The organism is Thioclava sp. PTB-PU3-1, from assembly GCF_055666785.1.
The window spans coordinates 86,055-110,020 of record NZ_JBVNVL010000005.1 but is presented as its reverse complement, the minus strand read 5'-3'; the positions used below and the strand labels follow the sequence as shown (position 1 = coordinate 110,020).

General features: G+C 65.4%; 24 protein-coding genes. 11 read left to right on the top strand and 13 right to left on the bottom strand.

Features of this window, described 5'->3' with window-relative positions; all coding sequences use genetic code 11:
* Nucleotides 1–71 precede the first annotated feature (71 nt).
* Nucleotides 72–1,352 carry an acetylornithine deacetylase/succinyl-diaminopimelate desuccinylase family protein gene (locus tag ACZ7GB_RS14205; RefSeq protein WP_472159194.1) on the top strand — a complete coding sequence of 427 codons (1,281 nt, stop codon included), beginning with the start codon at nucleotides 72–74 and terminating at the stop codon, nucleotides 1,350–1,352.
* 137 nt (nucleotides 1,353–1,489) lie between these two features.
* Here the strand turns inward: ACZ7GB_RS14205 and panC are convergent, their stop codons facing one another.
* The 3 genes from panC to ACZ7GB_RS14190 form a co-directional block, all read right to left on the bottom strand.
* Entirely contained in the window at nucleotides 1,490–2,329 is an 840-nt protein-coding gene (gene panC, locus ACZ7GB_RS14200; RefSeq protein WP_472159193.1) for a pantoate--beta-alanine ligase, read from the bottom strand.
* A complete protein-coding gene (gene panB, locus ACZ7GB_RS14195; RefSeq protein WP_078604386.1) occupies nucleotides 2,326–3,150 on the bottom strand; it encodes a 3-methyl-2-oxobutanoate hydroxymethyltransferase in 825 nt (274 codons plus the stop codon). The genes panC and panB overlap by 4 nt, the downstream gene beginning before the upstream one ends.
* A gap of 192 nt (nucleotides 3,151–3,342) precedes the next feature.
* The gene (locus ACZ7GB_RS14190) at nucleotides 3,343–4,275 is read right to left on the bottom strand and encodes a L,D-transpeptidase (RefSeq protein WP_341853193.1); all 933 of its coding nucleotides are present in this window, start codon (nucleotides 4,273–4,275) and stop codon (nucleotides 3,343–3,345) included.
* Nucleotides 4,276–4,474: 199 nt separating this feature from the next.
* On the opposite strand from ACZ7GB_RS14190, the gene ACZ7GB_RS14185 reads away from it, so the two are divergent.
* The 6 genes from ACZ7GB_RS14185 (at nucleotide 4,475) to ACZ7GB_RS14160 (ending at nucleotide 11,868) form a co-directional block, all read left to right on the top strand.
* The gene (locus ACZ7GB_RS14185) at nucleotides 4,475–5,920 is read left to right on the top strand and encodes an aldehyde dehydrogenase family protein (protein WP_472159192.1); all 1,446 of its coding nucleotides are present in this window, start codon (nucleotides 4,475–4,477) and stop codon (nucleotides 5,918–5,920) included.
* A 109-nt stretch (nucleotides 5,921–6,029) separates the two neighbouring features.
* Nucleotides 6,030–6,770: an SDR family oxidoreductase gene (locus ACZ7GB_RS14180; protein ID WP_472159190.1), complete on the top strand. Its 741-nt coding sequence runs from the start codon at nucleotides 6,030–6,032 to the stop codon at nucleotides 6,768–6,770.
* Nucleotides 6,771–6,833: 63 nt separating this feature from the next.
* Nucleotides 6,834–7,844 (top strand): P1 family peptidase, encoded by a 1,011-nt coding sequence (locus ACZ7GB_RS14175; RefSeq protein ID WP_472159189.1) that lies wholly within the window; start codon nucleotides 6,834–6,836, stop codon nucleotides 7,842–7,844.
* Between the two features lie 33 nt (nucleotides 7,845–7,877).
* Entirely contained in the window at nucleotides 7,878–9,356 is a 1,479-nt protein-coding gene (locus ACZ7GB_RS14170) for an NAD-dependent succinate-semialdehyde dehydrogenase (protein ID WP_472159187.1), read from the top strand.
* A gap of 113 nt (nucleotides 9,357–9,469) precedes the next feature.
* Nucleotides 9,470–10,873: a YcjX family GTP-binding protein gene (locus ACZ7GB_RS14165; RefSeq protein ID WP_246832042.1), complete on the top strand. Its 1,404-nt coding sequence runs from the start codon at nucleotides 9,470–9,472 to the stop codon at nucleotides 10,871–10,873.
* The gene (locus tag ACZ7GB_RS14160) at nucleotides 10,870–11,868 is read left to right on the top strand and encodes a YcjF family protein (protein ID WP_472159185.1); all 999 of its coding nucleotides are present in this window, start codon (nucleotides 10,870–10,872) and stop codon (nucleotides 11,866–11,868) included. Before ACZ7GB_RS14165 ends, ACZ7GB_RS14160 begins: the two co-directional genes overlap by 4 nt.
* A gap of 159 nt (nucleotides 11,869–12,027) precedes the next feature.
* Here ACZ7GB_RS14160 and ACZ7GB_RS14155 read toward each other — a convergent pair whose 3' ends face one another.
* From ACZ7GB_RS14155 to ruvC, 4 genes are all read right to left on the bottom strand, one after another.
* Nucleotides 12,028–12,435: a group III truncated hemoglobin gene (locus ACZ7GB_RS14155; RefSeq protein ID WP_472159184.1), complete on the bottom strand. Its 408-nt coding sequence runs from the start codon at nucleotides 12,433–12,435 to the stop codon at nucleotides 12,028–12,030.
* Nucleotides 12,428–13,462, bottom strand: coding sequence for a Holliday junction branch migration DNA helicase RuvB (gene ruvB, locus ACZ7GB_RS14150; protein ID WP_078522132.1), 1,035 nt, complete (start codon nucleotides 13,460–13,462; stop codon nucleotides 12,428–12,430). Before ruvB ends, ACZ7GB_RS14155 begins: the two co-directional genes overlap by 8 nt.
* Before the next feature lie 85 nt (nucleotides 13,463–13,547).
* Nucleotides 13,548–14,216 carry a Holliday junction branch migration protein RuvA gene (ruvA, locus tag ACZ7GB_RS14145; RefSeq protein WP_472159182.1) on the bottom strand — a complete coding sequence of 223 codons (669 nt, stop codon included), beginning with the start codon at nucleotides 14,214–14,216 and terminating at the stop codon, nucleotides 13,548–13,550.
* Complete coding sequence (ruvC, locus tag ACZ7GB_RS14140; protein ID WP_078571579.1) at nucleotides 14,213–14,746, bottom strand: crossover junction endodeoxyribonuclease RuvC; 534 nt, start codon at nucleotides 14,744–14,746, stop codon at nucleotides 14,213–14,215. Before ruvC ends, ruvA begins: the two co-directional genes overlap by 4 nt.
* A gap of 216 nt (nucleotides 14,747–14,962) precedes the next feature.
* Between ruvC and ACZ7GB_RS14135 the strand changes: the two genes are divergently transcribed.
* Nucleotides 14,963–15,148 carry a DUF1127 domain-containing protein gene (locus ACZ7GB_RS14135; protein ID WP_078522067.1) on the top strand — a complete coding sequence of 62 codons (186 nt, stop codon included), beginning with the start codon at nucleotides 14,963–14,965 and terminating at the stop codon, nucleotides 15,146–15,148.
* A 78-nt stretch (nucleotides 15,149–15,226) separates the two neighbouring features.
* On the opposite strand, the gene ACZ7GB_RS14130 is transcribed toward ACZ7GB_RS14135, so the two are convergent.
* The 4 genes from ACZ7GB_RS14130 to ACZ7GB_RS14115 form a co-directional block, all read right to left on the bottom strand.
* Nucleotides 15,227–15,574 (bottom strand): hypothetical protein, encoded by a 348-nt coding sequence (locus ACZ7GB_RS14130; protein WP_472159181.1) that lies wholly within the window; start codon nucleotides 15,572–15,574, stop codon nucleotides 15,227–15,229.
* A 92-nt stretch (nucleotides 15,575–15,666) separates the two neighbouring features.
* Nucleotides 15,667–16,536, bottom strand: coding sequence for a 50S ribosomal protein L11 methyltransferase (locus ACZ7GB_RS14125; protein ID WP_472159180.1), 870 nt, complete (start codon nucleotides 16,534–16,536; stop codon nucleotides 15,667–15,669).
* 79 nt (nucleotides 16,537–16,615) lie between these two features.
* Nucleotides 16,616–17,260, bottom strand: a complete 645-nt coding sequence (gene msrA / locus ACZ7GB_RS14120) for a peptide-methionine (S)-S-oxide reductase MsrA (RefSeq protein ID WP_472159178.1) — start codon at nucleotides 17,258–17,260, stop codon at nucleotides 16,616–16,618.
* Between the two features lie 68 nt (nucleotides 17,261–17,328).
* Nucleotides 17,329–18,561, bottom strand: a complete 1,233-nt coding sequence (locus ACZ7GB_RS14115) for an MFS transporter (RefSeq protein ID WP_472159177.1) — start codon at nucleotides 18,559–18,561, stop codon at nucleotides 17,329–17,331.
* A 123-nt stretch (nucleotides 18,562–18,684) separates the two neighbouring features.
* Here ACZ7GB_RS14115 and ACZ7GB_RS14110 point away from each other — a divergent pair, with 123 nt between their 5' ends.
* From ACZ7GB_RS14110 to ACZ7GB_RS14100, 3 genes are all read left to right on the top strand, one after another.
* Complete coding sequence (locus ACZ7GB_RS14110; protein WP_083079078.1) at nucleotides 18,685–19,749, top strand: YeeE/YedE family protein; 1,065 nt, start codon at nucleotides 18,685–18,687, stop codon at nucleotides 19,747–19,749.
* Nucleotides 19,750–20,073: 324 nt separating this feature from the next.
* Nucleotides 20,074–21,954 carry a GAF domain-containing protein gene (locus ACZ7GB_RS14105; RefSeq protein WP_472159175.1) on the top strand — a complete coding sequence of 627 codons (1,881 nt, stop codon included), beginning with the start codon at nucleotides 20,074–20,076 and terminating at the stop codon, nucleotides 21,952–21,954.
* 8 nt (nucleotides 21,955–21,962) lie between these two features.
* Entirely contained in the window at nucleotides 21,963–22,349 is a 387-nt protein-coding gene (locus ACZ7GB_RS14100) for a response regulator (protein WP_134330188.1), read from the top strand.
* Nucleotides 22,350–22,386: 37 nt separating this feature from the next.
* Here the strand turns inward: ACZ7GB_RS14100 and ACZ7GB_RS14095 are convergent, their stop codons facing one another.
* Both ACZ7GB_RS14095 and ACZ7GB_RS14090 read right to left on the bottom strand, forming a co-directional pair.
* Nucleotides 22,387–22,911 (bottom strand): hypothetical protein, encoded by a 525-nt coding sequence (locus tag ACZ7GB_RS14095; protein WP_472159174.1) that lies wholly within the window; start codon nucleotides 22,909–22,911, stop codon nucleotides 22,387–22,389.
* Nucleotides 22,904–23,617 (bottom strand): helix-turn-helix transcriptional regulator, encoded by a 714-nt coding sequence (locus tag ACZ7GB_RS14090; protein ID WP_472159172.1) that lies wholly within the window; start codon nucleotides 23,615–23,617, stop codon nucleotides 22,904–22,906. The genes ACZ7GB_RS14095 and ACZ7GB_RS14090 overlap by 8 nt, the downstream gene beginning before the upstream one ends.
* Nucleotides 23,618–23,966 lie beyond the last annotated feature (349 nt).

Sequence of the window (23,966 nt, the reverse complement as noted above, 5' to 3'; positions counted from 1 at the left end):
CCAAAAGCCATGTGTTTTCAAACCTTGCGTTTTCGCTTGGCCGGCGGCAGCGCCCGGCGCTAGCCTTGGGTATGGACCTCGCCACTCGCCTGAAATCCGCCATCGACGCGCGCCGCGACGCGCTGGTCGCGCTGACGCAGGCACTGATCCGTATCCCGACGCTGAATCCGCCGGGGCGAAACTACCGCGAAATCTGCGATTTTCTCGCGGCCTACCTCTCCGAACGCGGTTTCACGACCGAACTGATCCGCGCCCATGGCGCGCCCGGCGACAGCGAGACCTATCCGCGCTGGAACCTCGTCGCCCGCATCGAGGGCGCGCGCCCCGGCGACTGCGTGCATTTCAACTCGCATCACGACGTGGTCGAGATCGGCCATGGCTGGACCCGCGATCCGTTCGGGGCCGAGATCGACGGAGACCGCATCTACGGGCGCGGCGCCTGCGACATGAAAGGCGGGTTCGCGGCCTCGGTGATCGCGGCGGAAGCCTTCCTCGACACCTGCCCCGATTTCGCGGGCAGTATCGAGATTTCCGCCACCGCCGACGAGGAATCGGGCGGCTATGGCGGCGTGGCCTATCTGGCCGAGCAGGGCCGCTTCGATCCCGCCCGCATGCAGCATGTCATCATCCCCGAACCGCTGCACAAGGACCAGATCTGCCTCGGCCATCGCGGCGTCTGGTGGGCCGAGGTTGAGACCCATGGCCGTATCGCGCATGGCTCGATGCCGTTTCTCGGCGACAGCGCGATCCGCCATATGAGCGCCGTTCTCAGCGAGATGGAGGAGACGCTCTACCCGCTCCTTCTGGGCAAGCAGACCGAGATGCCCGTGATCCCCGAAGGCGCGCGGGCCTCGACGCTGAACGTCAATTCGATCCATGGCGGCGCGCCGGAAGAGGGGGTCGATTACACCGGCCTGCCCACGCCCTGCGTCGCCGATCGCTGCCGCATCGTGATCGACCGCCGCTTTCTGATCGAGGAGGACCTCACGGAGGTGAAGGCCGAAATCACCGACCTGATGGAGCGCGTGAAAGCCCAGCGTCCGAGCTTCCGCTATGAAATCCGCGACCTGTTCGAGGTACAGCCCACGATGACCGACAAGGGCGCGCCGATCGTGCGTTCCACCGCCGCGGCGATCGAGGCGGTGCTGGGCCGCGAGGCTGCTTACGTCGTCTCTCCCGGCACCTATGATCAGAAGCATATCGACCGGATCGGGCGGCTGCAGAACTGCATCGCCTACGGGCCGGGCCTTCTGGAGCTCGCCCATCAGCCCGACGAATGGGTCGGCATCGAGGATATGGCCGACAGCGCGAAGGTCATGGCGCTGGTTCTGGCAGAACTGCTGGGTCCCTAGGGGCGCTGCCCCTCGACGCGTGCCGCGCCTCACCCCGGGATATTTGGACCAAGGGGAAGGAGCATTCCCTCCTTCTTCGCTCTTGTCGAAATATCCCGGGGGCGGCGGAGCCGCGGGGGCAGCGCCCCCTCGAGAGATCAGACGGCGATATTGTCGATCAGGCGCACTTCGCCCAGCCAGATCGCGGCCAGCATCCGCGCCGGTTGTGACAGGTCCGTCGCGGGTTTCAGCCCGTCGACCGTGCGCAGTTCGAGATAATCGAGCGCGCCGAAGCCCGCGTCTTTCAGCTCGGTCTTCGCATCGTTGAGGGCGCCTTCGACCGGTACGCCGTCGCGGATCTTCGCAGCCGCCTCCTGCATCACCGTATGCAGGCGCGGCGCCAATTCGCGTTCCTCAGCCGTCAGCCGCACATTGCGCGAGGACATCGCCAGACCGTCTTCTTCACGGATCGTGGGGCAGCCGATTATGCGGATCGGCATGTTGAGATCGCGGGTGAGCTGCTGGACCACCTGCAATTGCTGCCAGTCCTTCTCGCCGAAGAACGCGCGCCCCGCCTGCGTCATGCCGAAGAGCTTCGAGCAGACCGTCGCCACGCCATCGAAATGGCCGGGCCGGAACGCGCCCTCCAGCGGCTCGGTGATGCCCGCGACGGACACGGTGGTCGCGAACCCGTCGGGATAGACCTCGTCCACGCCCGGCGCGAAGAGCACGTCGACCCCTTCGGCTTCCAGAAGCGCCAGATCCTGCGCCTCGTCGCGCGGGTATTTGTCGAGGTCCGAGGCGTTGTTGAACTGCATCGGGTTCACGAAGACCGTCACGATCACGCGGTCCGATTGCTTGCGCGCGGCGCGAGCGAGGCTGAGGTGGCCATCATGCAGCGCGCCCATCGTCGGCACCACACCGACCAGCATCCCCGAGCGTTTCCACGCCGCCACCTTGTCGCGCAGTTCAGCGGCCTTGCGGATCACCTGCGTCATTTCTTCACCTCGTCGGCGAAGCTGTGCTCGGCTGCCGGGAAGCTGCGGTCGCGCACTTCGGCTGCGTAATCGGCGACGGCGGCTTCGGCTTCCTGACCGAGCTGGCCGAAACGCTTGACGAATTTGGGTTTGAAATCGGTGAAGAGGCCCAGCATGTCATCGACCACCAGCACCTGCCCGTCGCAGCCCGCGCCTGCGCCGATGCCGACGGTGGGGATAGCGACCATCGCGGTGATCTCGTCGGCCAGCCCCTGAGGCACTTTTTCCAGCACCACCGAGAAGGCCCCCGCGTCGGCCACCGCTTTCGCATCCTTGACCAGACGCGCCCGGCTATCGCCGCGGCCCTGCACCTTGTAGCCGCCCAGCGTGTTCACCGATTGCGGGGTCAGCCCGATATGGGCCTGCACCGGGATACCGCGCGCGGTCAGAAACGCGATGGTCTCGGCCATATGCGCCCCGCCTTCGAGCTTCACCGCCCCCGCGCCGGTCTCGGCCATCAGACGCGAGGCATTGCGGAACGCCTGCGCCGGGCTTTCCTCATACGACCCGAACGGCATGTCGATCACCATCAGCGCATTCGAGAGGCCGCGTGCGACCGCTTGGCCGTGGAGGATCATCATCTCCATCGTCACGCCCAGCGTCGAGGGCAGCCCGTGGAGCACCATGCCCACCGAGTCGCCGACCAGCACGAGATCGCAATGGCTGTCGACCAGCTTCGCAATCGGCGTGGTGTAGGCGGTCAGGCAAACGATCGGCGCGCCGCCCTTCATCGCGAGAATATCTGCGGGCATTTTCTGCCGCGTGGTTCCGGTGACGCTCATGGCATCCTCCTGATCTGCTTGCGCGCGAGTCCTAGCGTCACCCGGCCCGCAAGGAAAGACGTGAACGCGCAAACGCTGCGGCATCGGGGCGCGTATCGCGCGATTTGGCCCGGTTCCGAAGAGGCCGTAGCGCATGAAAAACGGCGCGAGGTTGCCCCCGCGCCGTGATCGTCATCTCGAAAATCGGCTCGATCAGTTGGTGGTATCGACGCAGGTGCCGGTGCCGGAATAGCCGCAATCGACAGTGGAGCTGGCGGTCTCGCCCGAGCCGCCGACTTCCTGGGCCATCGCGACCGAAGCCTGATGCTGCTCTTCTTCGACCTTTTGCTGATCGGGGATCTGGCCCGCTTTCCACGCGGCCTCGTCCTCGTTGATCGCCACCTGATTATAGGCGGAGACCACATAGCCCGAATGCAGCTGCACGACCGGGCCTTCCATCTCGAGGCTCTCGGCGCGGCTGCGCACCTTCACCGGCGTGCCCTTCGGCACTTTCGAGAACAGGTCGATGATGTCCTGATTGAACAGGCGGATACAGCCAGCCGACGTCGCACGCCCGATCGAGGACGGATCCATCGTACCGTGGATGCGGTAATAGGTATCCCGGTTACCCTGGTAGAGATAGAGCGCACGCGCGCCCAGCGGGTTGTCCAGACCGCCCGGCAGACCGTCTTTCAGCGGCCCGTAGAGGTCGGGATCTTCCTGGATCATGTTCTGCGTCGGCGTCCAGCTCGGATATTCCTGCTTGCGCTTGATCGTGGCATCCCCCGAGAAGGTCTTGCCGTCGCGACCGACTGCGACGCCGTAGCGTTCTGCCTTGCCCGGCTCGGTGATGTAGTAGAGGAAACGCGCATAGGGATCGACGACGATCGTCCCGACAGCCTCGGGCCCGTGATAGGGCACGACCTGGCGGCGGTTGCGCTCCACCAGATATTTCGGACTGATCGCCGGGATGGTTTTCCCATCATCTTCGCGCGCCTGATATTCGGCGGGCACGGCCTTCGTCGACTGGGTCGGTTGCGCATAGCGCTGTTCCGGCGCACTCGCGCAGGCTGCCAAGATGCCAGCCAGCCCGAAGAGCATGGCCGGGCGGATTGCGCGTTTGAGCGTCGAATAACTCGCGGTCACTTGCAATTTTCCTGTCTCTTTTTCCGGTGGGCCTTCGGCCCGGTTCCGTCATTCAAGGGGCTAGATAGGGGAAAGTTCCCCCCACTCACACTCACATGAATGTGATCAGACCGCCTCCGGCAGATTCCTGCCCCCTTGATTTTCCGCCCGTGCGGGCGGAGCGTGCTGCAAAATCGCGTGACAAGAGGAGGTGCCGCGCATGAATTTGCCGCTTTGGTTCGACCCCGAGGAGATGTTGATCGGAGGCGTCTGGCGCAAGCCCGATGCGCGCCTTTCCGTGGAATGCCCCTCGGATGGGCGCGAGATGGCGCAGATCGCCCGGGGCGGGAAGCCGGAGATCGACGCGGCGGTCGAGGCCGCACAGGCGGCGCTTGCAGGCGGTTGGGGACAGCTGAGCGCAGCGGAACGCGGGCGGCTCCTGCTGAAGATGTCCGGGCTCGTGCTGGCTCATGCCGAGGATCTGGCCGTGATCGAGGCGCTCGATGTCGGCAAACCGTTGACGCAGGCACGCGCCGATGTGGCGGCACTGGCGCGCTATCTCGAATTCTATGGCGGGGCCGCCGACAAGGTGATGGGCGAGACGATCCCCTATCTCAACGGCTACACCGCCTACACGCTGCGCGAGCCGCATGGCGTGACCGCGCATATCGTGCCGTGGAATTACCCGATGCAGATAATCGGGCGTTCGGTCGCAGCGGCGCTGGCGATGGGCAATGCGGCGGTCGTGAAACCTGCCGAGGAAGCCTCGCTCACCGCGCTGGCCTTCGGGCGGATCGCGCAAGAAGCGGGGATGCCGGCCGGTGCGCTCAACATCGTGCCGGGTCTGGGAGAGGAGGCCGGGGCCGCGCTCTCGGCCCATCCCGGCATCCAGCATATCTCCTTCACCGGATCGGTCGCGGTCGGCCAGCACATTCAGGCCGCCGCCGCAGTGAATGCCGTGCCCGTCACGCTGGAGCTTGGCGGCAAATCCCCGCAGCTGGTCTTCGCCGATGCCGATCTCGACCGCGCGCTGCCCTTCCTCGTGAACGCAGGCATCCAGAACGCCGGGCAGACCTGCTCGGCCTCCTCGCGCATCCTCGTGCAGCGCTCGCGCTATGACGAGGTGCTGGAGAAAATGGCCGCGCGCTATCGTGGCCTGACGGCGGGGCCCGCGCTTGGCGATCACGACCTCGGCCCGCTGATCTCGGGGCGGCAGAAAGAGATCGTCGAGGGCTATCTGGCGCTCGCTTCCGACCTCACCGTCGCGGCCCAAGGGCGGATCGCCGAGGACGTCCCCGCAGGCGGCCATTACGTCGCGCCGACCCTGATCGGCGGTGGCCACGGCGCGCATCGGCTCGCGCAGGAGGAAATCTTCGGCCCGGCGCAGATCGTCATTCCCTTCGAGGACGAGGAAGAGGCCGTCGCCATCGCGAATGGCACGGACTACGGGCTCGTCGCCTCGGTCTGGTCGGAGAATGGCGGACGAACGATGCGGCTCGCACGGAGGCTGCGCGCAGGACAGGTCTTCCTGAACAATTACGGCGCGGGCGGCGGCGTGGAGCTGCCCTTCGGCGGCATCGGCAAATCCGGGCACGGGCGAGAGAAAGGGTTCGAGGCGCTCTACGGCTTCTCCACCCTGAAAACCGTCGCCGCCTGGCATGGCTGATCTCGGGCTTGCTATAACATCCCCGGGGGACGGTCGGAGACCGGGGGGGCAGAGCCCCCTTGCACCCGATGTGTCCTGCGACAACAGTAGGCCCCGAGGAGGAGCACCGATGAGACTGGAAGGCAAAAGCGCGATCGTCACCGGCGCGGGCTCGGGCTTCGGCGCGGGGATCGCGCGCCGCTTCGCCGCCGAGGGTGCGCGGGTTCTGGTCGCAGATCTCAACGCCGAGGCCGCGCAGGCCATCGCCGACGAGATCGGCGGCGTGGCCTGCACCGTGGATGTCAGCCGCGATGCGGATGTCGCCGCACTGGCGCAGGCGGCGCGCGAGGCGTTCGGGCAGATCGACATTCTGGTGAACAATGCCGGGACCACTCATCTGCCGAAGCCGATGGAGGAGGTGACCGAGGAGGAGTTCGACCGCGTCCTCACCGTCAACGCGAAATCGGTCTATCTGACCGCGCGCCATATCGTGCCGGGGATGAAAGCGCGCGGCGCGGGCGCGATCCTGAACGTGGCCTCCACCGCCGGCGTCAGCCCGCGGCCGAACCTGAGCTGGTACAATGCCTCGAAGGGCTGGATGATCACCGCGACCCGCGCGATGGCGGTGGAGCTTGCGCCCTTCGGCGTGCGCGTCAACGCGATCAACCCGGTCGCCGGAGAGACCCCGCTTCTGAAGAGCTTCATGGGCGAGGACACACCGGAAATCCGCGCGAAGTTTCTCTCGACCATCCCGCTGGGGCGGTTCTCGACGCCCGAGGACATGGCGAATGCGGCGCTGTTCCTGTGCTCGGACGAGGCGAGCATGATCACCGGCGTCGCGATGGAGGTCGATGGCGGGCGCTGTATCTGAACGCAGGACATTGAGTTGGGGGCGTTGCCCCCAAACCCCCAGGATATTTGGACCAAGAGGAAGATGAAGGCAGGGCCGAACAATCTGATCACCGATATCGCCGGGCTGCGCGTGGGCAATGCCGAGGATGTGGGGCTGCGCTCGGGTGTGAGCGTGCTGCTGGGCGAGCGCCCCTTCACGGCGGCAGTGCAGGTGATGGGCGGCGCGCCGGGAACGCGGGAGACCGATCTTCTGGCGCCCGACAAGCTGGTGCAGGAGGTTGATGCGCTCGTGCTCTCGGGCGGCTCGGCCTTCGGGCTTGGCGCCTGCGACGGGGTGATGGCGGGGCTGCGCGCGCAAGGGCGCGGTTTCGCGGTGGGCGATCAGCGCGTGCCGATCGTGCCCGGCGCGATCCTGTTCGATCTGCTCAATGGCGGCGACAAGAGTTGGGCCGAGACGCCCTATCCCGGGCTTGGGCGCGCGGCGCTCGGGGCGGCCACGGAGCGGTTCGAGATCGGCAGCGCCGGGGCGGGCTTTGGCGCGATGACCGGGACTTTCAAAGGCGGGCTCGGGTCGGCCTCGGCCGTGCTGGAGAGCGGCTTCACGGTGGGTGCGCTGGTGGCGGTGAATGCGCTCGGCTCGGTGACGATCGGCGACGGGCCGCATTTCTGGGCCGCACCTTGGGAGATCGACGGCGAGTTCGGCGGTTTCGGCCCTGCGCCCCAACATGATCCGAGCGCGATGCCCGAACCGATGAAAAGTCAGGGCGAGGCCACCACCATCGCCATCGTCGCGACCGATGCCGCGCTCACCCAGGCGCAGGCGCAGCGCATGGCCACGGCCGCCCATGACGGCATGGCGCGGGCCATCTTGCCCTCCCATACACCGATGGACGGCGATCTGATCTTCGCCGCCGCGACCGGCGAGAAGCCCTTGGCCGATCCGGTCCGCGACCCGTTCCAGCTTGGCCATGCGGCGTCTTGCGTGCTTGCCCGGGCCATCGCCCGCGCCATCTATGAAGCCAAAGAACACCCCGGCGATCTGCAGCCCTGCTGGCGCAGCCGTTACGGAACATCAAAAAGCCCGGCGCATTGACCGGACGACCCATCCAGCCCTTCGGAGGACATCATGCTCGACGACAAGACCGACCTCAAATCCATCCTCAAGGATCCCTCGCTTCTGGCGACCAAGGCCCTCGTCGCGGGCGAATGGGTCGACGCCGATGACGGCACCACCTTCGACGTGACCAACCCCGCGCGGGGCGACGTGATCTGCACCGTGCCCGATCTGGGCCGCGCCGAAACCGCCCGCGCCATCGCTGCCGCCGAGGAGGCGATGAAGGACTGGGCCGCGCGCACCGGCAAGGAACGCGCGCAGATCATGCGCAAATGGTACGACCTGATGATGGAAAATCAGGACGATCTCGGCGCGATCCTGACCGCCGAGATGGGTAAGCCGCTCGCCGAGGCGAAGGGCGAGATCGCCTATGGCGCAGGCTTCATCGAGTGGTTCGGCGAAGAGGCCAAGCGGGTCTATGGCGAGACGATCCCGGGCCACCAGCGCGACAAGCGGATCACCGTGATCAAGCAGCCGATCGGGGTCGCCGCCTCGATCACGCCGTGGAACTTCCCCAACGCGATGATCGCGCGCAAGGCGGGCCCGGCGCTCGCGGTGGGCTGCGGTTTCGTCTGCCGCCCGGCCTCTGAGACGCCGCTCTCGGCGCTCGCGATGGCGGTGCTGGGCGAACGCGCGGGCCTGCCCAAAGGCATCCTCTCGGTCATCACCTCCGCGAAAGCCTCCGATATCGGCAAGGAATTCTGCGAGAACCACACCGTGCGCAAGCTGACCTTCACCGGCTCGACCGAGGTGGGCCGTATCCTGCTGCGTCAGGCGGCGGATCAGGTGATGAAATGCTCGATGGAACTGGGCGGCAACGCGCCCTTCATCGTGTTCGACGACGCCGATCTCGACGCCGCGGTCGAAGGCGCAATGGCGTCGAAATTCCGCAATAACGGTCAGACCTGCGTCTGCGCCAACCGCATCTATGTCCAGTCCGGGGTCTATGACGCCTTTGCCGAGAAGCTGGCCAAGGCCGTCAACGCCCTCAAGGTGGGCGACGGCCTCGAGGAAGGCGTCGAGGCCGGCCCGCTGATCAACGAGGACGCGGTCAAGAAAGTGCAGGAGCATATTCAGGACGTGCTCGATCATGGCGGCTCGATCGTCACCGGCGGCGAACGTCACGAGATGGGCGGCACCTTCTTCCAACCGACAGTGCTGACCGGGGTCACGCAGGAGGCCAAGGTCTCGCATGAGGAGACCTTCGGCCCCGTCGCCCCGCTCTTCAAGTTCGAGACCGAGCAGGAGGCGATCGCCAAGGCCAATGACACGATTTTCGGCCTTGCGAGCTATTTCTACGCCCGCGACGTGGGGCGCATCACTCGCGTTCAGGAAGGTCTGGAATACGGGATCGTCGGCGTCAACACTGGCCTGATCTCGACCGAGCTCGCCCCGTTCGGCGGCGTGAAGCAGTCCGGCCTGGGCCGCGAGGGGTCGCATCACGGGATCGAGGATTATCTCGAGATGAAATATATCTGCCTGGCGGTCTGAGACCGATCCGAGGCGGAAGAACAATGCAGAGGGCGGGCCGCGTGTCTGCCCTCTCTTTCATTAACACTCTCCGCTGCTTATCTTGTCCGTGAATGAGAATGAGGGGCCGGGCTTTGGGCATTTCCGACATTGCGGACGGGATCACGCGCGGGATCGAGGGCATGGGCCATTCGGTCTCGGAGGCGCTGTTCGAACCGGTGATCCGGCTCGGCGTGACGGGTCTGTCGCGCGCGGGCAAGACCGTGTTCATCACCTCGCTAGTCGCGAACCTGCTGGATCGCGGGCGGATGCCTGCGCTGGGATCGGCGTCGGATATCACCGCCGCCTATCTGCAGCCGCAGCCCGACGACACCGTGCCGCGCTTCGACTTTGAGAGCCACCTTGCCGCGCTGACCGGCCCTTCGCCGCATTGGCCCGAGGGCACGCGCGCCGTCTCGGAGCTGCGGCTGTCCTTCCGCATCCAGCCGCGCGGGATGCTGGGCGCGGTGCGGGGTCCGCGCGTCGTGCATCTCGATATCGTGGATTACCCCGGCGAGTGGCTGCTCGACCTCGGGCTTATGGACAAAAGCTATGCCGAGTGGTCGGCAGAGGCGCTGGCGCGTCTGCCGAACCGTCCGCAAGGCGCGGAATATCTGACGCAATCCGAGGCGGCGGACGGCACCGCGGAATTCACCGAGCCGCAAGCCAAGGCGCTGGCGGCGGGCTTCACCCGATACCTCACCGAGGCGCGCGATGCGGGGTTCTCTGACTGCACGCCGGGGCGCTTCCTGCTGCCCGGCGAGATGGCCGGATCGCCCGCCCTGACCTTCGCGCCGCTGCCCGCGGGCGACGCCCCGCGCGGCTCGCTTCGGCGCGAGATGGAGCGCCGCTACGACGCCTACAAACGCGAGGTCGTGCGCCCCTTCTTCCGCGATCATTTCGCCAAGATCGACCGACAGGTGGTGCTGGTCGACGTATTGGGCGCGATCCATTCGGGGCCCGCCGCGCTCGACGATCTGCGTCAGGCGATGGCCGATATTCTGGCGGCCTTCCGTCCGGGCCGCGCAAGCTGGCTGACCTCGCTGATCGGCGGCAAGCGGGTCGAGAAAATCCTCTTCGCCGCGACCAAGGCGGATCACCTGCACCATACGCAACACGCCCGCCTGACCGCGATCACCGGCGCACTGCTGCGCGAGGCCAAGGACCGTGCCGATTTCGCGGGCGCGAAGACTCTCGCGCTGTCGATCGCGGCGCTGCGCAGCACCACGGAAGAAACCCTCTCGCATGACGGGGCGGAATTGCAGGCCGTGCGCGGGCGGCTGGAGAACGGCAAGTCGGTCGCGCTCTATCCCGGCGAATTGCCCGCCGACCCGGCGCAGCTTCTCTCGCCCGCGGCGCAAGGGGCCTCCGCATGGCTCGACGAGGATTATTCGATCATGAACTTCGCCCCGGCCCCGGTGATCTTGCGACCCGGCGAAGGCCCGCCGCATATCCGGCTCGACCGCGCGGCCGATTTCTTGATCGGGGACAAGCTATGAAAAAGCCGGTGATGATCGAGATCGAGGACGCGCCCTCGCCCGCCGAGGCCGCACCGATCGAGGATATGCCGAGCGCGACCGAGGAGCGGCTGGAAGGCCGCGCCATGCAGATCGCGACACGGCTGGGGGCGCGGCGCACCTCGCCCATCGTGCGGTTTTTCTGGCGCGCGAGCGTGGCGCTGGTGGGTTTCCTGATCTCCGTCGCGCTCTGGCGCTTCATCGACGGGCTGTTCGCCACCCATCCGATCCTCGGCTGGATCGGCACCGGGCTGGTCGCGGCTTTCGCGCTTGGCGCGCTACTGATCACCGGGCGCGAGATCGCGGCCTTCTCGCGGCTGGCGCGGCTCGACAAGGTCCATAAGGAAGTCTCGGAAGCGCTGAGCGAAGATGATCTGAGCCGCGCGCGCAAGGTGACGGCCCATGTCTCGGGCCTCTATGCCGCGCGGCCCGAGATGGACTGGGCGCGCAAGCGGCTGGCCGAGCAAACGGGCGAGGTGCTCGACACCGACACGCTGCTGGGGCTGGCCGAAGCTGAGCTGATGGGCCCGCTTGACGCGGCCGCCCGGCTGGAGATCGAGGCCGCCGCGCGCACCGTGGCCACCGTCACTGCTATCGTTCCATTGGCGCTCGCCGATGTCTTCACCGCGCTGACCGCGAACCTGCGGATGATCCGGCGCATCGCGGAAATCTATGGCGGGCGCTCGGGCACGCTCGGCTCGATCCGGCTGGCGCGCACGGTGATGACCCATCTCGTCGCGACCGGCGCGGTGGCGGCGGGCGACGATCTGATCGAGACGGTCACCGGCGGCCATCTGGTGTCGAAGCTCTCGCGTCGGTTCGGCGAAGGCGTCATCAACGGCGCGCTAACCGCCCGCGTCGGCATCGCCGCACTGGAAGTCTGCCGCCCGATGCCCTTCCGCAAGCTGCAAAAGCCCCGCGTTACCAATCTGATCGGGCGATCGCTTACCGGAGTCTTCGGCAAGAAAGAGGACTGAGCCTCTTCCTCTTGGCAGAAATATCCCGGGGGGTGAGGCGGGATAAGCGGCCTTCCAGTGGAAGGACGCCCCGCCGAACGCCCGAAGCGCGAGCGAAGGGCCGTCAGAGCGGGGGCAGCGCCCCCTCCGCCTCTAGTTTTGCGCGCCTACGCGCGCGGGTCATTTCAGCTTCGGAATACCGCCCGCAAAGGTCTCGCGCTCGACCACGCCTTGCCGCAGGCTCATGCCGATGCGATGCGCCAGCGCCGACCAGCCCGCCGCCTGTTCGGGCGTGAGCTCCGCGCTCAGCACCTTGTCGAACTCCGCAAGCCAGGTCGAAAACATGCCCGGGCGCACATTGCCTGCCGCGCGGTGGACCTGCATGGGCGAGCCGTCATAGCCCGGCTTGCGCAGGATCGCGTTCTTCCAGAACCGGGCGACCTTGTCCTCATGGGTGGGCCAGTCGGTGACATGCACCGCAAAGACCGGACCGAGCATCGCGTGGCCGCGCACACGCTCGTAGAAGCGCGCGACGACGCGGTCGATCTCCGCCTCGGTGATCTCGAAACGTGCCAAGGGGTCAGCCATCGCCAAAGAGGTCCGTCTGCGGGGTGGCGGGTTTCGGTGCCTCGAGCCCCAGATGCCGCCACGCCCGCGCGCCCAGCATCCGACCACGCGGGGTGCGGCTGATCAGGCCCTGTTGCAACAGGTAGGGTTCGATGACTTCTTCGATCGCGTCGCGACTTTCTGACAGCGCGGCCGAGAGCGTCTCCACCCCCACCGGCCCGCCGCCGTAATGATCGGCCATCAGCATCATGTAGCGCCGGTCCGCCCCGTCGAGACCGAGATTGTCGACGCCAAGCCGCGTCAGCGCGCGGTCCGCGATCTCGCGAGTCAGCCGCCCGTCGCCTTCGACCAGCGCGAAATCGACGACGCGGCGGAGCAGACGTCCCGCGATGCGCGGGGTGCCACGCGCGCGCTTGGCGATCTCGCGGGTGCCCGCGGGGTCGGACGGGATACCCAGAAGCCGCGACCCGCGCGTCACGATCAGGTCCAGCTCGTCCTCGGTGTAGAATTGCAGTCGGGTCGGGATGCCGAAGCGGTCGCGCAGGGGCGTCGTCAGCAGGCCGAGCCGCGTCGTGGCGCCGACCAGCGTGAAGGGCTGCAACTCGATCCGGACGGTGCGCGCGGCGGGGCCTTCGCCGATCACCAGATCGAGCTCGAAATCCTCCATCGCGGGATAGAGCACTTCCTCCACCGCCGGGTTCATCCGGTGGATCTCGTCGATGAACAGCACGTCGCGCGCCTCGAGATTGGTCAGGATCGCGGCCAGATCGCCCGCCTTGGCGAGCACCGGCCCCGAGGTCATCTTGAAGTTCACGCCCAGCTCGCGCGCCATGATCTGCGCAAGCGTCGTCTTGCCCAGACCGGGCGGGCCATGAAACAGCGTGTGATCCATCGCCTGGCTGCGCATCTTGGCGCTTTCGATGAAGACGCGCAGATTGGCGCGGGCCTCGGCCTGACCGGTGAATTCCTCCAGCGCCTGTGGTCGCAGGGCGCGGTCGGCGTCTTCGGGCAGGCGGTCGGGCCGCAGGGTGGGATCAGGTTCGCTCATCGTCATTTACTGTCGCGCCTTTGGCGGAGGGGAGCAAGCGGGGCGCTGCCCCGCACCCCGGGATATTTATCCCAAGAGGAAGAGGTCAATCCTTCGGGGCCAGGAGCCTTAGCGCCGCGCGGATCAGCGTGGCCGTGTCGGTGACCTCCGGGTCGTCATTGGCCTGCGCGACGGCACCGGCCGCGTCGGACGGCGCATAACCGAGATTGGTGAGCGCGGAGATCGCCTCGGCGGTGAAGTTTACCTTCGGCGTCGCGGCCGGGGCTGCTTTCTTTGCGGGCTTCTTGGCCGGCGCGTCCTCGATCACCTCGGGGGTGGCATCAACAGTGAACTCCGCCCCCATCGCCATGACGGTCGGAGCTTTCTCCTTCAGCTCCAGCACGACGCGTTGGGCAAGCTTCGGGCCGACGCCGGGGGCGGATTTCACCGCCGACCAGTCGCCCAGCGCGATCGCGCGACCCAGCCCCTCCGCGCCGAGCGTGCCGAGGATCGCGAGCGAGGCTTTCGCGCCGATCCCCTGCACCGAGGTCAGCAGCCGGTGCCATTCCTTCTCCAGCAGTGTCGGGAAGCCGAAAAGTTGCAGCAGGTCCTCGCGCACCAGAAGATCGGTATAGAGCGCGCAGGCCTCGCCCACGGGCGGCAGCGATTGCGCGGTGCGCTGGCTGACATGGACGACATAGCCCACGCCGCGCACGTCGATCATGACGTGGTCGAGCGCGCGGTGAATGATGACCCCTGCGATGCGACCGATCATGCGCGCCTCCGTTGGGTTGTGCCCAAGGCATCGCGGGAAAGCTGCGCCGCATTCATCCGAGCCGCCGATTGCAGGTGGAAGGCGTGGCAGATCGCAATGGCGAGCGCATCGGCCGCATCGGCCCCTTCGAACTGCACGCCGGGCAGTTGGTGGCGCACCATATGCTGCACCTGCGTCTTGTCGGCATGGCCGACGCCGACGACGGTTTTCTTGATCGCGTTCGGGGCGTATTCGCCGACCTCGAGCCCAGCCTGCGCAGGCGCCAGAAGCGCGATGCCACGTGCCTGCCCAAGTTTCAGCGTCGCGACTGCGTCCTTGTTGACGAAGGTCTGCTCCACCGCGGCCGCCTCGGGTGCGTGGGTCGCGATAACCGCGCTCAGCCCCTCGTGCAGCACCAGCAGGCGCTTTGCCAAATCCTTACCTTCGGAATGGAGAATCCCGTTCGCGACATGCCTGAGTCGCGATCCGTCCATCTCGATCACGCCCCATCCGAGATTGCGTAACCCCGGATCGATCCCGATCACCCGCATTTGCCCTGCCTCGTTCTCGTGTTGTTTCGCAAGAACTAGCACGAAAAGGGAACATCGGCCAGAGGGGATGCAAAAACCGGCCTCATATCACATGCGATTCCTGCATGGCGGGGCTGCCAAAACTGAGATTGTTTTCGCACCCTGCCAGTCTTATCTGCGCTTCAGAAGATGTAATGCCCGAAACTTGAGCAGTTTGTGAACTGAAGGATCCTCCCCATGGCTTCGATGGATATCAACACCCGCATGAGCCGCAGCGCCCGACCGAGCGTCTTTACCTCGCTGATCGCAGCCCTGCACGACTGGAACGACGCACGCGTCACCCGCAAGGCTCTGATGAAGCTCAGCGACCGCGCGCTGGACGATATCGGCCTGACCCGGCTCGACGTGGCGCGCCTGCGCTAACGCGACCGACAGGTCATGCGAAAAGGGCTGCCCCGGCAACGGCGCAGCCCTTTCTTTATGGCTTAGTGGCTTTGGCGTTCAGCCGATATACGGCGCGAGCAGCCCGGCGATCTTGCGGGTGATCGGGTCGGCATGCATGACCCAAGCCCCCACCCGTTCGAATTGCGAGCCGTTCGCGAGGCTTGCGACGCGCGCCTCGTAGCTCTCTTGGCCCACCTGCGCGAGCATCGCGCCCTTCACCAGCAGAACACCGGCAAAGATCAGCGCCACACCGCGCAGCGGAAAACTGCGGCGCGACTTCGGGCGCATGGAATCAAAATAGCTGCGCCCCAATGCACCGGACGCCTCGAATGCGCCGCCTGCTTGATGGATCTGGTCGATCCGATGCAGGCGCTTTTCAAAAGACTCGATTTGCGGATCGCGCATGGCAAACCCCGTTAACTGCGATGCCCCCAAAGGCAATTTCTCAGGTCAGGGTAAAGCAATCCTTACGGCAATCGGAGCGGATTTGTGGCGGATTAGGCGCGCTGCATGGCCAATGTCGTCCATTCGCCGAATTCCTTACGCGAATGGGAAACAAAGCCCTGCGCCTGATAGGCGGCGACCACTTCATCGGCTTGTTCGTTGAGGATCCCGCTGAGGATCACGAAGCCCGATTCGGCGCAGTTGCGGCCCATTTCGGGGGCAAGCGCGACGAGCGGGCCTTTGAGGATATTGGCGAAGATCAGATCGAAGGGCGCGGCCTCTTTCAGGCGTGGATCGCAGAAGCCGGCGGCCTCGATGCAGATCACACGGCCCTCAAGATCGTTCACCGCGACATTCGCCGCCGCCGTCTCCACCGCGACCGGATCGATATCGGAGGCCAGCACCGGCTCGGGCCAGAGCTTCGCCGCCGCCATCGCCAAAACGGCGGTGCCGCAGCCGATATCGGCGACATTGTGGAAGGCGTGACCCTCGTTCGCCAGATCGTCGAGCGCGGTCAGGCAGCCCGAGGTGGTCCCGTGATGGCCCGTCCCGAAGGCCATCGCCGCATCGATCCGGAGCGCGATCGTATCCGCCGGGATCTTGTCCTCGTCATGGCTGCCATAGAGGAAGAAGCGGCCCGCGCGCACCGGGGCCAGTTCGCGCCGCACATGCGCGACCCAATCGGTCTCCGGAATTTCCGAGACAACGAAAGGCTGCGCTCCGTGCGAGATCGCCAGCAAGTCCAGCGCCACGTCGTCGGGGGCCTCGAGGAAATAGCCCGAAACCTCGTAGCGGCCCGACCCGTCCTCGATCTCGAACACGCCGGTACCGTAGGGGCCGGGATCGAGCTCTTCGAGACGTTCGGACAGCGCCTCGGCGGCCTCGCGATCGGCCAGCGTGGTAAAGGCGGTGAAGGTGGTCATGGGCGCGCTCCTCGGGATGGTTGCGCCCGGGCTTAGGGCCGCGGGCGCGAGCCGTCAAGCGGCCCGCACACGCATCAGATCACGCGTTCAGCCCGATCGGGCAGGTCACGCCGGTGCCGCCGATGCCGCAATAGCCGCCGGGGTTCTTCTCCAGATATTGCTGGTGATAATCCTCGGCATAGTAGAAGGGCGGCGCGTCGATGATCTCGGTGGTGATCGTGCCATAGCCCGCCGCCTGCAGGCGCTCGGCATAGGCGTCGCGCGAGGCTTTGGCGGCCTCTTTCTGCGCATCCGTGTAGGTGTAGATGCCCGAACGATACTGCGTGCCGCGGTCATTGCCCTGACGCATCCCTTGGGTCGGATCGTGGCCCTCCCAGAAGACGCGCAGCAGGTCTTCGTAGCTGACCTTGGCGGGGTCGTAGATCACGCGGACGACCTCGTTATGGCCGGTCATGCCGGTGCAGACTTCGCGATAGGTCGGGTTGGGCGTGGGACCGCCCGCATAGCCGACCATGGTCAGCCAGACGCCGTCGGTGTTCCAGAACATGCGTTCGACGCCCCAGAAGCAGCCCATGCCGAACATCGCCTCTTCCATGCCCTCGGGCACGGGGGAGCGCAGATCGCGCCCCCAGAGGAAATGCGGCTCTGCCAGAGGCATCGCCTCGGCGCGGCCCGGCAGGGCTTCGGCCTTGGTGGGAATGGTGGCGGGTTTTCCGAACAGCATGGTAAATCTCCCTTTCGCGCCCCTCTCAGATAGGCGCGGAGCGGCGGAATTTCCAGTTCACGCGGGCGTCACGCCGGCACCGGGCCAAGACCCTGCAGCACCGTCTCGTAGCCTTTCGAAGGGTGACGCGGCACCAGCAGCGCGAGCCCCAGCGAGATCACCGCCATCGAGGCCGCCAGCCCGAAGACCGCGCCGGGCGAGACCATCCAGAGGTAGCCCAGCGTCACCGGCAGGAAGACAGCCGCGATATGGTTGATCGTGAAGGCGACGGCGGCAGTGGGCGCGATATCCTCGGGGTCGCAGATCTTCTGGAAATAGGTCTTCTGCGCGAAGGCCAGCGCGAACAGCAGGTGATCGACCACATAGAGCGCGCAGGCCAGCCAGATGCCCCAGCCGAACCAGTAGATGCCGCCATAGGCGAGGAACAGCAGCGTCAGCCCGACATATTCGAAGATCAGCGCCCGGCGTTCGCCGAAGCGATGCACAAAGCGGCCCATTGCAGGCGCGGCGGCCATGTTGACCGCGAAGTTGATCAGGAAGAGCGCGGTGATCTCATCCACGCGCAGCCCGAAGCGTTCGACCATCATGAAGGCGGCGAAGACCACGAAAATCTGCCGCCGCGCGCCCGCCATGAAGGTGATCGCGTAATAGAGCCAGTAGCGACGGCGCAGCACGAACTTCTTCGATTGCGGCTCGCGGGTGTGGAACTGCGGATAGATCAGCGCAGCCGCCGCCATCATCACCATCGTCGCGATCCCGGCGGTGGCGTAGACGAATTCATAGCTGAGGTTGAACGTCTTCCAGGTCAGCACCAGCACCGCATAGGCCGCCAGCGAGGCGCCCGACCCGATGGCCACGATCCGGCCCAGCGTCTGCGGCGCCTTGGCCTTGTCGATCCACTGCAATTGCAGCGACTGGTTCACCGTCTGGAAATAGTGAAACCCGATCGAGGACAAGAGCGTCACGATGATCAGCCCGGCGAAGCTGGGGAAAAGCGCGGTGACCGCCGTCGCTCCGCCCAGAAGCAGCAGCGACAGGATGGCCAGCGTCTGCTCGCGCATCACCCACAGCACGACGATCACCCCGATGGCGAGGAAGCCCGGCACTTCGCGGAAGCTCTGCAGCCAGCCGATATCGACGCCATCGAAATTCACGACGTCGATGACGAAGTTGTTCAGGAGCGCCGACCAGGTGGCGAAGGAGATCGGCATGGCGGTGGCCATGACGTAAAGCAGCGCCTCGGGTCTGCGCCAGCGCGGCAGCTCGTGGGCCTCGTCGAGAGGGACGGATCGCAACTTCATCATCCTCTCCTTAGACGCGACGGCAGCGCCTGCGGCAAGTCTGCAAAAGGTGCAACCTGACTCAGATCAATGTGCGTTTCTGCGGTTTCTGGCAGAACCCGTGCGCGAACGGGAGATCGTATCATGGACATCATCGCACTCATCGAGCGGATCGGCGAAGGCCCCACGGCGGCGCTTTTCGGGGTGATCACCGGGCTCATCTTCGGCGTCGCCGCGCAGAAATCCAACTTCTGCCTGCGGGCTGCCACGGTGGAATTCGCGCGCGGCAAGCTGGGCGGCAAGGTCGCGGTGTGGTTCCTGACCTTCTCGACCGCGCTTGTCTGGGTGCAGGGCGCGCAGCTTCTGGACCTGTTCCGGCAGGGCGACAGCCGGATGATGTCGGTGCCCGGCTCGTGGTCGGGCGCGATCATCGGCGGGCTGATCTTCGGTGTCGGCATGGTGCTGTCGCGCGGCTGTTCGGGACGGCTTCTCGTGCTGGCGGCGACGGGCAACCTGCGCTCGGTCGTCTCGGGGCTGATCTTCGCGGTGACCGCCACGATGAGCCTCAAGGGCATCCTCGCGCCACTGCGTGACCGGCTGGCGAGCCTCTGGATCACCGGTGCGCAGAATGTGAATATCCTCGACGCGCTGCATCTGCCCAACTGGACCGGGCTGGCCGTCGGCATCGTCTTCGCCATCGCGGGCATGTATCTGGCCAAGCGCAACGAGATCGGCGTGAAGACGTGGATCTTCGCCTCCGGCGTCGGTTTCGCCGTCGCGGTGGGCTGGGTGCTGACCTTCATGCTGAGCCAGGTCGCTTTCGATCCGGTGCCGGTGAATTCGGTCACCTTCTCGGGCCCCTCGGCCAATACGCTGATGTTCTTCCTCGACCGCAACTCGGTGCTGGAATTCGACGTGGGCCTCGTGCCCGGCGTGGTTCTGGGCGCTTTCCTGAGCTCGCTCTTCTCGCGCCAGTTCGCCTGGCAGGGCTTCGACTCGATGCCGGTGATGCGGCGCTCGATGATCGGGGCGATCTTCATGGGCTTCGGTGCGATGCTGGCCGGCGGCTGCGCCATCGGCAACGGCGTGACGGGCACCTCCGTTCTGGCAGGCACCGCATGGCTGGCGCTGTTCTGCATGTGGATCGGCGCGATGGTGACCGACTTCCTCCTCGACCAGCGCACGATGACACCCGCCACCGCTTGCTGAGCACGCTCTCCGTCGCGTGCTTTCATATGGCGCGTCCCGGCAAGGTCGGGGCGCGCCTAGGCCAGTTCCTGCCGGTTCGCTGAAACCTGCGCGAATCCTTACCTAACGTCACCCATTAGAACGCGTTACGAATTCAGCATAAGACGCCTTCGGAATGCGGGTGATCGCGACCTCTTGGCTCTGCGATTCGTCGACACCGCAACCGCATCACGAAAAACGCTGAAGAAAATCGTGTTTGGCGGAAATCGTGATCGCAACCGTGTCATATGACACTGGGCGAAATGGGTTTCTTCGGGGCATAGGTGGAATTATGAGAGCCTGCGCATGAATACCTCTATGCCCCCTCCGCTGACCGGTGAAGAACGGTCCAGACTCGCCGATCCGGCGCGCCTTCGGGCGTTGCGCGAGACCGGTCTTTTGGAGAGTGCGCCTGCGGAAATCTTCGAGCGCGCGACACGGCTCGCCACGCGGGTGACCGGAGTGCCTGTCTCGTTGGTTTCCATGGTCGATGAGAACCGGCAGGTCTTCGTGGCGCAAACCGGACTGGACGCCGCTGCCCCTTCGGAGACGCCGCTCAGCCATTCCTTCTGCCGCTATGTCGTCGAATCCGATGCGCCGCTGAACGTGCCCGATGCGCGCGAGGACACGGTGCTGCGCGACAATGGTGCCGTGCGCGATCTGGGCGTGACCGCCTATCTCGGGGTGCCGTTGCGCACGATCGACGGGCAGCCGCTGGGTGCGTTCTGCCTGATCGACCGCGAGGCAAGACAGTGGACCGAGGAAGAATACGAGGCGCTGTCCGACATCGCCGCCGGGGTCGAGGCGGAAATCCGTCTTCGGCGCCAGATCAACGTCGCCCATCGTGAGGAAAACCGGTTCCGCGCCGTTCTCGATCAGATGCCGATCGGCGTCGGTGTGGCCGAGCTGGGCACCGGTCGGCTTATCGATCTGAATGCCACCGCGATCGAGATGTTCGGCGTGACGGACGGCGACGTGACCAAGCAGCTCGCCTTCGACGCGTACACCCCAGAAGGGCGCAAGCTCAGCCTGAGCGAGTTTCCGATCGTGCGCGCGGCGCGCAACGAAGAGACGATCAGCCACATGGAACTGCGCTGCGTGCGCCATGACGGACCGGAGCGCAATCTGCTGGTCTCGGCGCAGCGGGTCGAAAGCGAACCGCCCGTGGCCGTGGCCACCGCGCTCGACATTTCCGATCTGAACGCGGCGCGCGAACATGCGGCCGAAGTCGACCGACGGCTCGCGCATTTTCACGAAATCACCTTCGACGCGATTGTCGAACTCGATAGCGAAGACAAAATCCGGTTCGCCAATTCGGTCATGCGCGCCCGCATCCGCGACGCGGTCGGAGCCGAGGCGGAAGCACAGGCGGTCGGGCGGTCGCTCTGGGAGACCGCGCCCCATCTGATCGGAAGCAATTTCGAAAAAGCTCTGGAAGAGGCCCGCCGCACGGGTGTCCCGACGGTCACCGATCAGGACGGGCGAGACGGCCGCATTCTGGAGGCACGCCTTTACCCCGAGCACGGCGCGATCCTCGCCTATCTCCGCGACGTGACCGAGGAGCGGCAGATCGCGAAAGCGCGCGATACGCTGACGCGCGAACTCAACCACCGGGTCAAGAACGCCTTCGCGATGATGTCTGGGCTGGTCGGCATGACCGCGCGCCATGCGACGACGCCGGAGGAAATGGCGCGGGGTTTGCGCGAGCGGATCGGCGCGCTGGCCCGCGCCCATGAGCTGATCAATCCGACCGCCACGCCCGAGCGCGATTTCCGCGGCATGGTCGAGTTGCGCGAATTGTTGCTGGGCGTGCTTTCGCCTTACACCAATCTCGACGATCCGCGCCTGATCCTCGACGGTCCCGATATCGCGCTGAACCATGCGGGGTCGACCAACCTCGCGCTGGTGATCCACGAATTGGCGACTAACGCCGTGAAATATGGGGCGCTTTCGCATGATGCGGGGCTTCTGGAACTGACCTGGCGCGACAGGTCCGGGCAGCTCGAACTCGACTGGCGAGAAAGCGGCTATCCCGAAGAACTGGTGCAGCCGAGCAACAGCGGCTTCGGATCCAAGCTCATCGACCTGACCATTCAGGGCCAATTGCGGGGAACCTATGGAACCGAATGGGTTCCCGACGGGTTCCAAGCTCGCATGACCGTGCCAATGGACCTGATAAAAGGGTAGTGTAGCCCATGTTACAGAGCAGTATGACTTGCCTCGAGGGCAGCAATGTCCTCGTGGTCGAAGACGAATTATTCATTGCCTATGACATCGCCTTCTCGGTCGAGGAGGCGGGCGGTCAGGTTGCCGGCCCCTTCGCGACCTTAGCGCGCGCGCGTGCCGCGCTGTCCGACGGCTCGATGAATGTCGATGGCGCGATCCTCGACATGAACCTGCTCGACGGATCGGCGGAAGCCCTGATCGTTGAGCTGTGGAAGCGCGAAGTGCCCTTGGTGGTGAACACGGCCGAGCCGCTGCCGCTCGCCTTCCAGTCGATCATGCCGGAAATTCCCGTCTTCTCGAAGCCGACGAACCCGTGGGAACTGGCCGAAGCGCTGGGACGCCAGATGCGCAACTGAGCTTGCGCGCGGCGCCTTTGTGATCCCTCTGCCCGCTTTACAGCGGCATTCCATAGTTCTTGGCGATCGCCCAGATCTCTGCATTGATCGCCTGCATTTCGGCAAGCGCGGCTTCCAACTCGGCGAGCGTCGCGCGGTCCAGAACGCTTTCCTCTCCAATCCTCAGACTGGTCTTGCGATCCGCGATCCGCATCTGGATTGCGCGCACCGGCCCGCCGCCCTCGTCGAAGGCGTAGAGGCAATGGTTGAAGTGATTACGCAGCCCCGAGACCTTCTTCATCCGCGCCGACACCGCCAGCACCCGTTCGCAGGCCTTCGGCGCGCAGGGGCAGTCGTCGCGCTTGGCCAGCCGATCCACCAGATCGAGCCGCGCCCGCGTCGTGTTCAGCGTCAAATGGATGATCGTCGCGACGCCCTTGTCGGTCCCGGCGAGCCCCGCGATCAGATGGATTAGCAGGCTCTCGGTGTTGGTCCACGCGTAGTTGATGCGCCCGATCTGCATCAGGAACTGATCGAAATCCGGCGGCCGCATCTCCGTCGGCGTGGGCGGGTCCTTAGGCACTTCGGTTTCGGTGATACCAGATCGCCGCCTCGGTGCGGTTGGTGACGCCGAGCTTCCCGATGATGCGGTGGATATGCAGCTTCACCGTATGTTCGGACAGGTTCAGCTGCCCCGCGATGATCTTGTTCGGCTGCCCCGAGGCGAGCATCTCGAGCACCTCGGTTTCGCGCGGCGTCAGCCCCGATACGTCGATCGCATGCGACGCGTTGGCTGCAGCCGATCCGTTCAGCGCCGAGACCGGCGGCTCTGCCGGACGGCAGCGCAGAAGCGCGGGCGGGATATAATGCCCCCCCGAGACGATCATCCGAAGGATCAAAAGCCACGTCGTCAGATTGACGTTCATCGGCAGCAGACTGATGTGATGGGACAGAATCGCAGCGCTATGGCGCGTCATCAGATCTTGCGCATAGGCCTCGTCTTCAATCGCGACGATCAGCTTCACACGCGACAGAAGCGGCTCACGTCGTTCGGCCAGCGCGACAAGACCATCGGCGTGATCCTCATCCACGATCAACGAACACAGTGCGCCGTGATCCTCGATCCAACCGTCGGACCGCAACGCCTCGAGCAACGTTTCGAAATCATCCAGACGCAGACATGTCGCCGGTGCCACCTCGGCATCGACGGTTCTCAATACGGTATCGGAAAAAATCTGCGACGCGCCCAGAAAACAGATCGCAGCATCCTGTTTGCGGCAAGACGGCATTACGCGTTTCCCCGCGGGTTCACTCTTATACAACGCATTCATGGCGGCCCCCTCCTCCTACCCTGAACTCAATATGCGGACGGTTAACCCCACGTCATACCGCCCGCATCAACCATATCACGGACCAGTGAGATCAGCGTTACCCGAAGTGTTTACCCGATGGTAAGGATTCTCTTACGTAACGTAATCTTACTCGAGTCGGCGCGCGAATGGTGGGTTTTCTGCGCTGCGGCACTTACTGGCGCGCGCCAGTGGTAGCGCCCAATAGATGAGCCACTAGACCTTGTTCCAATTTCTGCATTTGCAACGGCTTTGTGAAAACCGCCGCGATCCTCCGGGATTCCGCAGG